The sequence below is a fragment of the Singulisphaera photorubra genome (assembly GCF_045290345.1).
Taxonomy (GTDB): domain Bacteria; phylum Planctomycetota; class Planctomycetia; order Isosphaerales; family Isosphaeraceae; genus Singulisphaera.
Genome location: NZ_CP155447.1, coordinates 9116566 through 9129789, shown reverse-complemented (window position 1 = coordinate 9129789; position 13224 = coordinate 9116566). Strand labels below are relative to the sequence as shown.

The window sequence follows — 13224 nt, the reverse complement described above, 5'->3', positions numbered from 1 at the left end:
GCGGTCGGGCACAAACGTTGGCCGTTGCCCTCTGGATCGATCCGAGTTCACGATCAGCCGATCAAGAGAGCGCGGGCGGCCAGCCGTTCAAGACAAGGGTCCAGTTCACCGCGAAGGATCTCAGCGATTCGGTCTCGATCCTCAATGGGTCGCCCCTCTTCATGGATCGAAAACTCACCTGAGCCGACGAGGGCCAGGAGCGAATCAAGGATGGCACCGCGATCGTTGCTCCCATCCAAGGCGCGGAGCACGAGACGCTCGAACTGATTGAGTCGGACGGTCCGGCCTCGAAGATTGATCACACGCTCGTCGTCCTCCGCCTGGAATCGCGCCAGGGGACTGGAAACAGGTCGCTCACCAGGCTCGGTCGCGAAGACGGGGGGGCGGGTGCGAAGCTGGATCAGGGAGGACATGAAGCAGCGGAGCAGGGCTTGTTTCAAGTGATCGCGATCGTGTTGCCCCTCGGAATTCGCGTCTCTCCCTAATCGCGACAGAACACGTTCCCAGAGAGTCTCGAAGCGAAGCGAACGCGGGGCAATTTCGAACAGGGTGACCAACGCCGCCTTGATCAAGGGATCGTTGGTCGAAAGGTTCGCCTCCCCCTCCGGCATCCGAAACGGCTCGGGCGTCTGCGAGACGATGTCGGGATCGGCCGAGACAGGGCTCAAACTTGTGCTGATCCAGAGCGACTCGATCGCATCGGGCGACGGTTCGTCGAACCGGCGCACGTCTTCATGGATGAGAAGAGTCTGCCGAAATGTTCGATTGCACAAAATATCGAGATATTGCTCGCGAGCAAGTTCATCCTCGGCCCATTCATCCAACGTCTCACGCGAGTCCTCAGGGAGATTATCAATCATTCCGCCGGAACGAGCTTCGACCAGATACTTCAAATGCTTCGTCTTCGCCAGATCAATGAACTCATGGAAGTAGAAGGGGTGGTTTGTCTCTTCCAGGTGTTCGTGAAAGAGGTACGAATTCGGCACGCCTTTGAGGTACTCGCTCTCGGTGCGAAGGATCCGGGCGTAGGAGCTAGCCTTGTCAGGGATGACCCGGACGACCTCGTCGAGAAAGGCACGTGCCTCGTGAACCTGCTCCAGCGACGTGGCGAGCGAGGAGCGCATGACGTGGTAGGCAAGTAACTTGCGAACCATGCCCCGTCCATGCCAGCCCGGATACGTGTTGTAGCTGACATAGGCCAGGCCGTTTTGGGAGAGGTTCCGGGAACAGATGGCGAGGATCTTTTCTCGAACGTGCTCGGGGACCCAGGAGAAGACCCCGTGACAAATAATGTAGTCGAACGCCCCGAAGGTATCATCAACCTCGGTGATGCTCATCGCTCGGAGGTCGATGTTTTGGAGGCCAAGCCGGTTGATAACGGTCTGGCCATGGGCGATCTGGCGGTGAGAAAGATCTATCCCAACAAACTGGGCCTCGGGGAGGTCGAAGGCCATCGGGAGCAAGTTCCCTCCCTCGGCACAACCGAGTTCGAGCACGCGGCAACGCTCTATCGCGGGAGTCTCGATGCCGAAGAGCGTCCCCAGGGTGGCGAGGTGGATCGGGTGGGTGTAGGGAAAAAAGTGCTCACCGTAGGGGATTTCGTCGTAACTATTCGCCTGATCCGCCATGATGCGCCCCACCTTCTCTCCGAGGCTCGGACGTGGTTGAATGGGCTCGTTTCCACCCACATGATCGCTCAGTGGCGCGTCGATCGCAAGCATGACCGGACACGCTTCGATTCCGACTCGTTTCGGAACGCTTCGTCCCCCATTTCGCTGGCCTGAGGGCACGAAGATCACCTTGGAGTTGTTACCCCTGCGCATCGGTTCTGTGACGTTCGGTCACGAGGCCCGGGCGATTGGCTCGCCGGGGAGTTGTTAGTCGGCCGTCACAGCGACAATCCCGACCGTAAAGCCTTCATGGCAACGAGCCAAGGCCAACCGTAGACCATCTGGCGGATCGTTCGACCCCGACCGGAACGCCTGAAGCAGCATACCGCGGCGACGCGTCCGGTTGTTCCTGCCCCCGCCGGGCATGTTGGCTTGCCTGGGCTGGCGACGCGTGTGAGAATCAGCCGGACACTCGACGTGGGACCGGAAGATCTTCGGATTTCGTGGAGTCGATAATGGCGACCTATTTGCAAGCCGATCGGATCATGACGGTCACGACGCCGTTAAAGCAAGATGCCCTCCTGATGGCCGGCTTCTCCGGTCACGAGTCGATCTCCCAACTCTTCGAGTATCGCCTCGAACTGTTCGCGATGAATGACGAACCGATCCCGTTCGAGAAGCTGCTCGGACAGAAGGCGATCGTCACCATGGCCCTCGAGGGGAACAAACGGCGCTATTTCAGTGGGATTTGCAACCGGGTGAGCCAGGGGGCACGCGACAATACGTTCACGTCCTATCACCTGGACGTGGTCCCCCAGTTTTGGTTCCTGACCAAGCGTGCTCAGAGCCGGATCTTCCAGCAGGTATCGGTTCCCCAAATCCTTCAGCAGGTGCTTGGGGGACTGGACGTCTCCTATGACTTGCGGGGAACCTACCAACCTCGCGACTACTGCGTGCAGTACCGAGAGACCGACTACAACTTCGCCTGTCGACTCATGGAAGAAGAAGGGGTCTTTTTCTTCTTCAAGCACTCAGCCAATGGCCACACCCTGGTCGTGACCGACGTGCCGCAGGCTTTCCCCGAGCTCCCTGGGAAAGCCAGGATGACGCTCGGCCGGTCAGAAGAGGATGTGAGCGGCGAAGAAATGGTCCTCTCCTGGGAGAAGACCCAGGAGCTTCGCTCCGGACGTTATCTGCTCTGGGATCATAGCTTCGAGCTTCCCCACAAGCATCTGGAAGCGGACAAGCAGATCGCCGACAGCGTCATGGCAGGGCAGGTGGCACACAAGCTCAGAATCGGGAACAACGATAAACTCGAGCTTTACGACTTTCCCGGCGAGTACGCCCAGCGATTCGACGGCGTCAACCCGAGCGGAGGCGACCGCGCCGGCGATCTCCAGAAGATCTTCGAGGACAACAAGCGAACCGTCGAGATCCGGATGCAGGAGGAGGCAGCGGCCAGCTTGTTGATTCAAGGCGAGGGGACCTGCCGTAACTTCGCCACCGGCCACACGGTCGTGCTCGACAACCACTATAATGCGAATGGCAAGTACCTGATTACGGGTATTCGCCACATGGCCAGACAGAGTTACAACTTTCGGTCGTCGAACGAGTCGGCGGAATTTTCGTATCGTAACTCGTTCACTTGCATGCCATTTGATCTTCCCTATCGCCCCGCGCGGAAAACGCCGAAACCGGCCGTTCAGGGGACTCAAACGGCTGTGGTGGTTGGACCAGCCGGCGAAGAAATCTTTACCGACAAGTATGGCCGGGTGAAGGTCCAGTTTCACTGGGATCGCCAGGGAAAGAACGACAACAATAGCTCTTGCTGGATCCGGGTCGGCACCCCTTGGGCGGGTAAAAACTGGGGGATGATCCACATTCCTCGGATCGGCCAGGAGGTCATCGTTGACTTTCAGGAGGGGGATCCGGACCAGCCCATCATCATCGGCAGCGTCTATAACGCCGCGATGATGCCTCCGTACGACCTCCCGGCGAACAAAACTCAGAGCGGCGTCAAGTCCCGCAGTTCCCTCAAGGGGTCGGACGCCAATTTCAACGAGCTTCGCTTCGAGGACAAGAAAGGTGAGGAAGACGTCTACTTCCACGCCGAGAAGGACTTTCACCGGGTGGTCGAACGCGACGACGACCTCAAGGTCCACCGCGATCAGACGGTCACGATCGATCGAGACCGCACCGAGCAGGTCAAGCGCAACGAGAAGGTCACCGTCACCAGCAATCGCGACGTCATCGTGAGCCAGGGCAACGACACCCACAACGTCAAGATGGGCAACCGCGCCGTCAAGATCGATATGGGCAATGACGCCTTGACGATCAAAATGGGGAATCAGACCACCAAGCTCGACCTCGGCAAAAGCGAGACCCAGGCCTTGCAATCGATCGAGCTCAAGGTCGGCCAGAGCAGCATCAAGATCGACCAGACGGGAGTTCAGATCAAGGGGATGATGATCGACATCAATGGGCAAATTCAGACTCAGGTGAAAGGCTTGATGACCCAGATCAGCGCCTCTGCCATCCTGCAAATGAAGGGTGGCCTGACCATGATCGGTTAACAACTGAATCACCATGTTTCTGCCGGTGAAATGGTGGGCAGCTCGTTCCCCGCGCGTGGGAACATCGCTTGAAGAAATGCGAATTGACTCGAGGGCCGGAGCCGACGATGAGTGAGGAATCTCTGATCCACCTGGTTGAAAAGACTCCAGGGGAACTCTGCCAAACCATTGAGCTCGGCGAGGCGTCGCGGGAGTTGCTCCGCGACGACCCGACGGCGAAACAGTTCTTGCGCCTGCTCGTCGAGACCCAGGAGTTCCCCGACGCCGCAAGGTTCTGGGCACACGCGCTTCCGAAACGCGAGGCCGTCTGGTGGGCCTGTGTCTGTGCGCGCATTGTGATGGCCGAAGGCGCACCACTGCCTCAACATGTCGCGCTCGAGGCGGCGGAGGCCTGGTGCACCGACCCGACCGAGGAGAATCGGCGCAAGACGATGCCCGCGTCCGACGCGGCCGGACTCGGGACCCCGGCCGGCTGCGCCGCGGCCGCGGCCTTCTGGAGTGGCGGCAGCCTCGCTCCTCCGGACGTCCCGGTGGTCCCTCCCGGCGAAGAGCTCACCGCACACGGGGTGGCCGGCTCCGTGATGCTCGCCGCAGTCCGCTCCGAACCTGAAAAAGCCCCTGAAAAATACAAGACGTTCTTCGAACAGGGTCTGGGCGTCGCCGAAGGAACCGTGCGCTGGAGCGAACCCGTCATCCAGACGCCGAGTCCGACGCGGAGTAAGGCCTCATCTGACGATCGTTCGAGCTCTCAACCTTCACGACCTGCCATTAACTGGGATTGAACCCATGCCAATGCCCGCCGCACGCGTCAGTGACATGCACGTTTGCCCGCTGGTCACGGTCCTCGTGCCCCATGTGGGGGGACCGATCCTGCCACCAGGCGCCCTGACCGTTTTGATCGGTGGTTTACCGGCCGCTCGCATGGGCGATCTTGCGGTCTGCGTTGGTCCTCCTGATGTGATTGCGCTCGGAAGTTTTACGGTCTTGATCAGTGGTCAGCCCGCAGCCCGGCTGGGAGACATCACCGCCCACGGCGGGGCGATCGTGATGGGCTTCCCTACGGTTCTCATCAATTGATCATGGGATGTCATCAAGTCGAGTGATCCCAGCGCGGACCGGCGTCCGACCTTTTGTTCGTCGTTCAGCCGTTGCTCATTGAGGCCGAAGATGAATTCGTTACCCAAATCGCTCCGACCTCGCTCTCCTTTCGCTCCAACTACGGCACCTGGGCGGGGACCGGATCGGTTTCGCGCCGCGGGTCCCATTTGCTGGACGAGAGATCACTACCTCGAACGAAACGTCTCGTTCGTTGCCGAGGCCTGGGAATTGGCCCGATTTCGTCACATTGAAACGGCGATCTCAAGACAGACGAGCGACGAGTTCCATTCGCTCATCCGGAATTTGACCGGCGGCCTGATGATGTCGGTCAACATCCTGGAGGAGCTAAACGCAGGGGGAGTGGGCGCCTTGGGCGTTGGCGTCACCGGGCTCCCGGGGACTGTGATCGGGGTGGGGACGGGTTACGCATTGAGCCTCCAATTCCTTGAGGGGCTCGAGGCCGATTTCCTCCTCGGCGAGTTGGCTCCCCACCTCGACGTGGTCGACCAGGCGTTCGCGAGAGGCATCGACGAAGCCTGGGAGTCGGCTGGCGCTTCATTTCGGATCCATGCGGCCGCACTGATTATGGCCGACGCAGTCGGCATCTTCTTCAGCTTGCTCCTCCAGGGCCTGATCGCATTCCTGGCCAAGGAGTTGGGCGGAAAGGCCCGCGGACGACTCCGGGTGGCCCTTGCCGAGCGAAAGGAATCGAAGCTCCTGAGTTCGAGCGCGGGGCTGGAGACCTGGATTCTCATTCAATACGACCGCTTGATCGAACGCTTTCGTGCCGACTCGATTTATCAGGGCCAGAGCCAAACTCCCATCGCGAACGCCTCTGCAAGCGGAGTGCTCGCTCCTCGGATTCAGCCGAATCCCCTGCTCCCAGACATCAGCAAAGATTTTCAATTTCGCGAGTATGTGAGTGATGGCAAGACATACAAGCTGGGCAGTGGGCGGCTCGGCGTTCCAGGCCGGGTGCGTACCCATCGCAACCAGGCCGCCCAGCGCGGTGTTTCCGAAGGGAGTGGGGATGATGCAGGACACTTGATCGGCAATCGATTCGGTGCGCCAGGCGGTCCGGAAAATCTCTCGCCCCAGAATTGGGTGGCAAACCGGTATGGCACGTTCAAAGGTCTCGAAGACGCTTGGGCCGAGGCGTTACATCAGGGTTCCGACATTGAGGTCAGCGTGACCGACGTCACACGGCCGGATGAAGATCGGCCGTTTATGCGTGAGGTGCGCTGGACCGAGATCAAGGCCGATGGCAAACGCCTGGCGGAGAACCTGACGTTTGCGAACACGCACACCCCGAAGAGCAGGAAGGCCCAGGGCATCGCCCCCACCAATCAGCCGGGCGAGATGGGCAAGGTCATTGAGGTTGACTTCACCAAGAACGATTGACTGCGTGTCACACGTCGATGACTCAAACCATTCATGATCTGAAGCTTTGGGTGGCTCGGTTTTTTTTGGCCGAACCACCCCATCAGATTTCCAGCCGGATGTCGGCCCCATTTTACTCCGCTCGTGTGCAGGGCCAGTGAAAATAGCACTACACGGTCGACGTGAAGACCGCGTCGTTGACGTCCTTTTCCAGTGGGTGACTCCGGAGCCAGGCGTAGCGCCCCAGGCGTGCTCCCCCTTTGCCTCGCGAGGAGAGGCGGCAGGCGGGAACGTCCTCGGCTTTCAGGATGAGCTGGACGTCAAACTCGAATTCGACATCGACAAAGAGCCGGACCATCTGGGCTACGGCGAGGAATTCCGGCCCATCAGGCTGTAACGCTTGAAATCGGTCGAAGGAGAGGGGGCCGAGGCGAAGTCGAATCTTTCCCTGAGCATCCCAAGCACGCGACCCAAGAACGAGACTCCCGCCGAGTTCGTTGTTCCGACCCGATGCGCCGAGGGAGGAGCAGTCGCTCGGTTCGAGTTGAAGCCAACGACCGACGAACTGGTCGACCTCGATCGGGAGTTCAAAATAATCGCGAAGTAGACTCTCCAGGACCACGGCGGGACGCTGCCTTCGGGCAAAAAAGCCTGAGTACGGCAACAGCGCGGCATCTGGGAACTCGTGACGATTCTGGAGTGAGGTGGTCCCCAGCCCGATCAGTTCAAAAAGGTGGCGTGCGAACGGTTCATCGCCTCCGCTCTCGCGTGCGACAATGAAATGATGTTTTTCCCAGGCCCTGTAAAAGAGCGAGATAAGACGATGGTTGATCAGGTCGAAAAAGGCCGCGAGCGAGTGATCCCCCAGTCGTGAACGCTCCATCAGCAGTTCGGTGTAGACGTGTGGGAGTACGCCCGAGGGACCGGTCAAGCCGAAGAAATTGACCCGCATGCCGGGCGCCACGCTCGGAGCTTCGCGTGGTTCGAGGCTGCGAATCGAGCTGGCCGGGAAGCTCATCGAGAGATGGGACAGGAACCGGACGATTTCGCCGTGGGCCGGCCCTTCGCGGCCAACCGTGGCGCGCTCGGGGCTCAGCCGGGCCAGGAGCCTGACCGCCTGAAAGAAATCGAACCGATAGGGTTCCTCGAAGAGCGTCTGCTCTAGAGGAGGGTCCGTTCGCCGGCTCGGGGTGGCCATTGCTTCAAGATTCCTTCGCGCTGTCGCGTCTTGGCGACCATCCTGGTAAATGAGTTGATCGACGTATACAGTCCGAAGAATCGGTCCAGTACGCTGGCGAGCAGGTAGACGCCGCCTCCCACGAAGTGGGTCTCGTCGAACTCGACGGTCACCTCGGTCCCAAGGCAGACGGCGCTGCCGATCTTCCGACCGGTGCGGACCGGCACCCGCCGGCTCGACACCCCCGTCACTCCGGCGATCTGCTGGCGGGTCGCCGCACTATCGGCGAAGTTGTAGATCATGAGGATTTCGTGGAGCGCGTCCAGCCCTTGCTCCGTATCGGCCAGTGAGAGGTGATTGAGCGAGAGGAGCGAGATCAACCGCCACTGGGCGTTCCGGCCCAGGGGAGGACGGAGGGGCTTCGTCGGCTTCCGGAGGCAGCGGACGCGACTCACCGGTCCTTGCCCCTCGAGTTCAAAGTCCCCTTGCTCGCCTCCGAAGGGCAGCCGGCTCGGTAAGTCGCGATTCGTGCAGGTGACGTGAACCGTGATGGTCTCACTGGCGGGCAGCTTCGGGCTAAACCCGGGATCGACGAAGGAGAGTTCCACCTCGGTTCCAGGGTCGTCCTTCACCTGCGAGGCGCGCCGGGTCGAGTACCAGTAGGCGCCCGGTGCCTCCCCTTGCCGCGCATGACGCATCGAATAAAAGGGCTCGTAAACCAAGGGTTCGTCGAGGAACCCACCGACGCTCGTCACCCGATCGATCGAGTAGACTTCAGTGGCCATCTGGCGATGGACGTCGGGCACCACGCGATACTTGTACTGCGTCTGGGTGAGTGCAATCGGCTCGGCGACCGTGGAGTACAGGTTCACAACGGGCGTGCAACCGAGCCGGAAGGTATCGACCTGAATTGGCAGCTCATTTCGCGGCGATCGGTTCAAAAAGAACATCAACTCGATCGACCCGCCGAACTTCCGGCCAAAAAGCGCTTTAAGACCGGTCAGATCAAAGAAGAGAAACTTTTCCGGAAGTGCAAAGTATTCCTGGATCAGACGGTAGCCGACGAACGACCGGTTCGGATAGTCGAACATGCCCTCATCACGGCCAAAGCCGACGGGTTGGAGGGCATCGGGGGGGAGGACGACGGATTCGTACCTCCCATCGTCGAGTTTGCTCCGAACTTGCACCTGGCAGACATTATTGAGCAGAAGTTCGTAGAGACTGTAAGGCAGCGGACCGGAGCCATCGAGGTAGAAGCGCAGTCGATCGATCGCGAGTTGCGAGAACTGGGCTCCCCCCATGCAGGAGAGGCTCAGTTGCAGCAGGGCGACGGCACCCGGTGGCTTGCCGGCCACGACAACCCGGTCGGGGTCGAGCCTCGCGGCTTCGATTTCAATCGGCCAGAGCGTGACCGGGTAGGTCGTTCGGAACGGGCAGGGGGCGCCGTTCACGGGCCTGGAATTGATTCGACTCCCCCGGTCGATGGTAAATCCGTCGGCCAGGTTGGCCTGCGCCCGGTTGAGCACGAATTGCACGATGGACACAGAGGGAAGCGGGCGCTGAAAGTGGGGGTAGAGAATGCCGAGGAGTGAATCGGTGATCTCAGGAAACTCGTCGTCGATCTTGTGGCGAATCCGCGCGGTCAGGAAGGCGACCCCTTCGAGCAGACGCTCCACGTGCGGATCTTCGCACTTGTCCGACTCCAGCAGCAGCCGGGCCGCGACCTTGGGATACTTCTGGGCGAACTCGGCCCCGAGCTCGCGCAGGTATGCCAGCTCCCCGTTGTAGTAGTGCAGCAGCTCATCGATCATTGCTTAATCACCCTGCACGACGAAGGCCCGGGTCGTCAACTGGAGCACGGAGTCGAACGTGATGGGCTCGGGGGCGGGGTCGACCCTGAGCATCGCATCGATCCGAAACCGAAGACTCCGATCGAATTCTCTCCCCTCGACGGTCGTGACTGAGACTCGGGAGAGTCGAGGCTCGAAACGAGCAATGGCTTCCTCGACCGTTCGTCTCAGTTTGTCCTGGTGGTTGGCACTGCTCAAGGTCGATGAGGAAAAGTCAGGCATCCCGTAGGTCAGCATCGACCTGGAGAGGTGCTGGAAGTCTTCGGGCCAGTCCGCCAAGAGTTGCTTGCTGTTCAGCAGCCATTCGAGGTCGCGCTTGACCGACTCCTTGATTTGAGCCGGTAATGGGTTCCGCCCCGATTGAGGCTCGGTGGAGACTTTCGGATCATGGTCGATCAACCGGTCGAGGACCGAGGGCAACAAAGAGTATTCGATTGGCGCTCGCGGCATCGGTCCTTCCCTTTCCGGTGATCATGGCTGATCGCAGTTCGCGGCCGTTGAAAACAAAAACGCCACCGGGGGCCCGACGGGCCTCCGGTGCGACGCGTTTTTGCTCGTTGTTGTTGCGGGAACGGCCGGTCTGGCTCGATCCGGTCCACTTCAGACCCGGTGGAACTCAGCCACCCGTGTTGGTCTTCATGTCCCAGTGCTTCTTGCCGGCCGACTTCGTGATCCCCTTCTCGTCCTGGGCCAGGTAGTCGATCTCGACCTTCGAGTAGTTCAGGCTGATCTGGTCCATGGGGACTTCGCCCCCCTGCGACCCGCCGGTCTGGTAGCTGGAGACCAGGACGTCCGACAGCGTGACGACCATGAAGTTCTGCTGGGTTCCGCCCGCCTTCCGGCAGGTGAGTTTTGCTTCCTTCAGGTGCTTGCCGTTGGCGCAGAAGAGAAAGAGGGTCGGCGATGCCGAGTTGTTCCGCATCACGAAATGGAAGTCGTTCATCGAGACCTTGCCGGCACCGGCTCCGGTCCCGTGCGAGGAGGCACCGAGTTGGGTCGCTCCCCAGCTGAAGGATTCGATTTCAATCTCGCCAGGGTGCGTCTTGTCTTTGGATTCGCCTTTGACATCAGTGATCTTCAGAAACATGTCAACAGCCATTGCAGCAACTCCTCACAAGTTTCCGTTTTTGGTCCGGTCGGCCATCCCCACCGGGCTTACTTCTGATTACGACATCCTGGCATCCTGGTGACGTGAGAACCGCAAGATTTCTCGAACGGTTCTCGCCGCCACCAAACACGACGACAACGCGCGATCAACCACCCGACGCAGGCGGCGGCAGTTCAGCCACCATGCGGAGCGAGACCGTCAACTCGTCGAGCTGGAAGTGAGGTCGCAGGAACGCGATCGCCTTGTAAGCACCCGGCTTGCCGGGGACCTCCATGACATCGATCCGGGCTTCCCGAAGCGGATACTGCGACTTCGTCTCCTGGCTCGCCGAGTCGTCCGTCGTGACGTACTGCGCGATCCAGGTGTTGAGGAACGTCTCGCACTGGCTGCGGCTCATGAAGCTGCCCAGCTTGTCGCGCATCATCGACTTCAGGTAGTGGGCAATGCGAGACACCGCCATGATGTACTGGAACTGGCTCGAGAGCCGGGCATTGGCGTTGGCGGCATCAGTGTTGTACAACTTTGACTTCTGAGCCGACTGGGCGCTGAAGAATGCGGCGTAGTCGGTATTCTTGCAATGCACCAGGGGAATGAATCCGAGATCCGCGAGCTCTTTCTCGCGACGATCGGTGATGGCGATCTCGGTCGGGCACTTCAGGGCAACGTCCCCTTCATCCGTGCTGAAAGTGTGGACGGGCAAGCCACTGACGAGACCGCCCCCTTCCACACCTCGGATCGCGGCGCACCAGTGGTGTCGGGCGAACGACTCGGTCAACCGGGTCGCGAAGGCGTAGGCCGCGTTCCCCCAGAGATACTTCTTGTGGTCTGCGCCATCAACGTCCTCCTCGAAGTTGAACGCTTCGACCGGAACGTTGTCACGTCCGTAGGGCGTCCGCATCAAGATATGCGGCAGGCAGAGACCGACGTAGCGAGAATCTTCCGAGTCGCGGAACGAACGCCACTTGACGTAATCGTTCGTCTCGAAGGTCTTGCTCAGGTCACGCGGACCCGACATCTCGGTGAAATCGTCCCAGTTGAACAGTTGGGGACTGGCTGCAGTCATGAAGGGGGCGTGCGCCGCGGCGGCCACGTTCGAGATCTTTTCCATCAGAGCAATGTCCTGCGTGCTACGACTGAACTCGTAGTCGCCGACCAGGGCTCCGAACGGTGAACCGCCGAAGGTGCCGAATTCTTCTTCGTAGACTTTCTTGAACAGAGCGCTCTGGTCGAACTCGGGAGCGCGCTCCATGTCCTTGAGAAGGTCCTTCTTCGAGACGTTCATGACCTTGATTTTGAGGGTCGGTCCCGTCTCGGACTGGTGCACGACGTAGTGAAGACCACGCCAGGATGCCTCCAGTTTCTGAAAGTCCTCATGGTGGAGGACCGCGTTCAGTTGCTTGGAGAGCAAGGTGTCGATCTGCGCGATCCGCGCGTTGATCATCGCCTGGGTATCTTTCGATACCTTCATGGTGCCGGTCATGACCTGATCGACGAACTCGCCGATCAGATCCTTCGCGAGTGTCCTTTGCTCTTCGTCCCGGGCCATCCGGCCCTGTGAGATGATCTGGTCGAGGAGGCTGACCTCCTCCTGCGACGTGACAGACGACGTCGGCTGACTTTGTTCCGCGGCTCCGCTCATGTTACGCCTCCTCCGACTTGTGCTCGACGCGTCCCGTCTCGCTACTCAACTTTTTCAAAGAATCGGTATTGTTGACCACGTCTTGAAGCAACTGCTCGAGCGTGTCGTTACCGTCCATCTTGGTCACGAGGTCGGAGAGCCGGTCCCGCGCTTCGAGAAGTTTGCGGAGCGGCTCAATCTGTCGGACAACCTGCTCGGGTTCGAAGTCATTCATATGACTGAACTTGAGCTCAACGTTGATCTTCGAGTTGTCGTCCTGCAGCGTGTTATCCACCTGAAACGCCAACCGAGGCTTGATCGCGTTCAGGACCTTGTTGAAATTGTCACGGTCGATTTCAACAAATTTGCGATCTTTCATCTTGGGCAACGACTCAATCGGCTTGCCCGAAAGGTCGGCCAGAACGCCCATGACAAAGGGAAGTTCTTTGACCTGGATGGCGCCGCCGACCTCAACGTCGTAAGTCAAATGGACGCGGGGACGACGCACGCGATCCAACTTGTGTTGGGTGCTTTCGTATGACGGCATCTGAGTTTTTCTCCCGAACGCAACACGTTCGAATCCGAGAGGGATGGGTAAGGAAACATTACTGCAGTATCAGGGCTCAAGGATGTGGCCTTGAAGCTTTTGTGTCAATTGAATTCCTCTAGCGAAGGCGCTCGGGAACCCGAGACGCTTGCATCGCTCGAGAAGTCATGATCCGCCGCCTCTCGCGCCGCGGACCCAGGGGGAGTGACCCCGTCTTCTTTTCAATGATTCGCGACCGAGCGAAAGCACCGATGCTTCTTGCG

General features: G+C 59.7%; 11 protein-coding genes. 4 read left to right on the top strand and 7 right to left on the bottom strand.

From position 1 onward, the window contains the following. Positions 1-53: 53 nt before the first annotated feature. Positions 54-1628 carry a methyltransferase regulatory domain-containing protein gene (locus V5E97_RS34065; RefSeq protein WP_406695989.1) on the bottom strand — a complete coding sequence of 525 codons (1575 nt, stop codon included), beginning with the start codon at positions 1626-1628 and terminating at the stop codon, positions 54-56. Positions 1629-2125: 497 nt separating this feature from the next. Between V5E97_RS34065 and V5E97_RS34060 the strand changes: the two genes are divergently transcribed. The 4 genes from V5E97_RS34060 (at position 2126) to V5E97_RS34045 (ending at position 6682) form a co-directional block, all read left to right on the top strand. Then, positions 2126-4183 carry a type VI secretion system Vgr family protein gene (locus tag V5E97_RS34060; protein WP_406695988.1) on the top strand — a complete coding sequence of 686 codons (2058 nt, stop codon included), beginning with the start codon at positions 2126-2128 and terminating at the stop codon, positions 4181-4183. Positions 4184-4290: 107 nt separating this feature from the next. Next, positions 4291-4965, top strand: a complete 675-nt coding sequence (locus V5E97_RS34055) for a DUF6931 family protein (RefSeq protein WP_406695987.1) — start codon at positions 4291-4293, stop codon at positions 4963-4965. Positions 4966-4969: 4 nt separating this feature from the next. Then, positions 4970-5260, top strand: a complete 291-nt coding sequence (locus V5E97_RS34050; RefSeq protein WP_406695986.1) for a PAAR domain-containing protein — start codon at positions 4970-4972, stop codon at positions 5258-5260. Positions 5261-5509: 249 nt separating this feature from the next. Beyond that, positions 5510-6682 (top strand): DNA/RNA non-specific endonuclease, encoded by a 1173-nt coding sequence (locus V5E97_RS34045; RefSeq protein WP_406695985.1) that lies wholly within the window; start codon positions 5510-5512, stop codon positions 6680-6682. A gap of 148 nt (positions 6683-6830) precedes the next feature. Here the strand turns inward: V5E97_RS34045 and tssG are convergent, their stop codons facing one another. From tssG to tssB, 6 genes are all read right to left on the bottom strand, one after another. Next, positions 6831-7859 (bottom strand): type VI secretion system baseplate subunit TssG, encoded by a 1029-nt coding sequence (gene tssG, locus V5E97_RS34040; protein WP_406695984.1) that lies wholly within the window; start codon positions 7857-7859, stop codon positions 6831-6833. Beyond that, positions 7823-9649 (bottom strand): type VI secretion system baseplate subunit TssF, encoded by a 1827-nt coding sequence (gene tssF / locus V5E97_RS34035; RefSeq protein ID WP_406695982.1) that lies wholly within the window; start codon positions 9647-9649, stop codon positions 7823-7825. The genes tssG and tssF overlap by 37 nt, the downstream gene beginning before the upstream one ends. A 3-nt stretch (positions 9650-9652) precedes the next feature. Continuing rightward, the gene (tssE, locus tag V5E97_RS34030; protein WP_406695980.1) at positions 9653-10138 is read right to left on the bottom strand and encodes a type VI secretion system baseplate subunit TssE; all 486 of its coding nucleotides are present in this window, start codon (positions 10136-10138) and stop codon (positions 9653-9655) included. A gap of 166 nt (positions 10139-10304) precedes the next feature. Beyond that, on the bottom strand, positions 10305-10787 hold the full coding sequence (locus V5E97_RS34025) for an Hcp family type VI secretion system effector (protein WP_406695979.1): 483 nt from the start codon (positions 10785-10787) through the stop codon (positions 10305-10307). Between the two features lie 154 nt (positions 10788-10941). Beyond that, positions 10942-12435, bottom strand: a complete 1494-nt coding sequence (gene tssC, locus V5E97_RS34020; protein WP_406695978.1) for a type VI secretion system contractile sheath large subunit — start codon at positions 12433-12435, stop codon at positions 10942-10944. A gap of 1 nt (position 12436) precedes the next feature. Continuing rightward, positions 12437-12961, bottom strand: coding sequence for a type VI secretion system contractile sheath small subunit (gene tssB, locus V5E97_RS34015; protein ID WP_406695977.1), 525 nt, complete (start codon positions 12959-12961; stop codon positions 12437-12439). Positions 12962-13224: the final 263 nt, after the last annotated feature.

Coding starts and splice junctions, on each gene's coding strand:
- V5E97_RS34065 (WP_406695989.1), bottom strand. CDS start 1,628: ATGGCGGATCAGGCGAATAGTTACGACGAAATCCCCTACGGTGAGCAC.
- V5E97_RS34060 (WP_406695988.1), top strand. CDS start 2,126: ATGGCGACCTATTTGCAAGCCGATCGGATCATGACGGTCACGACGCCG.
- V5E97_RS34055 (WP_406695987.1), top strand. CDS start 4,291: ATGAGTGAGGAATCTCTGATCCACCTGGTTGAAAAGACTCCAGGGGAA.
- V5E97_RS34050 (WP_406695986.1), top strand. CDS start 4,970: ATGCCAATGCCCGCCGCACGCGTCAGTGACATGCACGTTTGCCCGCTG.
- tssG (WP_406695984.1), bottom strand. CDS start 7,859: ATGGCCACCCCGAGCCGGCGAACGGACCCTCCTCTAGAGCAGACGCTC.
- tssF (WP_406695982.1), bottom strand. CDS start 9,649: ATGATCGATGAGCTGCTGCACTACTACAACGGGGAGCTGGCATACCTG.
- tssE (WP_406695980.1), bottom strand. CDS start 10,138: ATGCCGCGAGCGCCAATCGAATACTCTTTGTTGCCCTCGGTCCTCGAC.
- V5E97_RS34025 (WP_406695979.1), bottom strand. CDS start 10,787: ATGGCTGTTGACATGTTTCTGAAGATCACTGATGTCAAAGGCGAATCC.
- tssC (WP_406695978.1), bottom strand. CDS start 12,435: ATGAGCGGAGCCGCGGAACAAAGTCAGCCGACGTCGTCTGTCACGTCG.
- tssB (WP_406695977.1), bottom strand. CDS start 12,961: ATGCCGTCATACGAAAGCACCCAACACAAGTTGGATCGCGTGCGTCGT.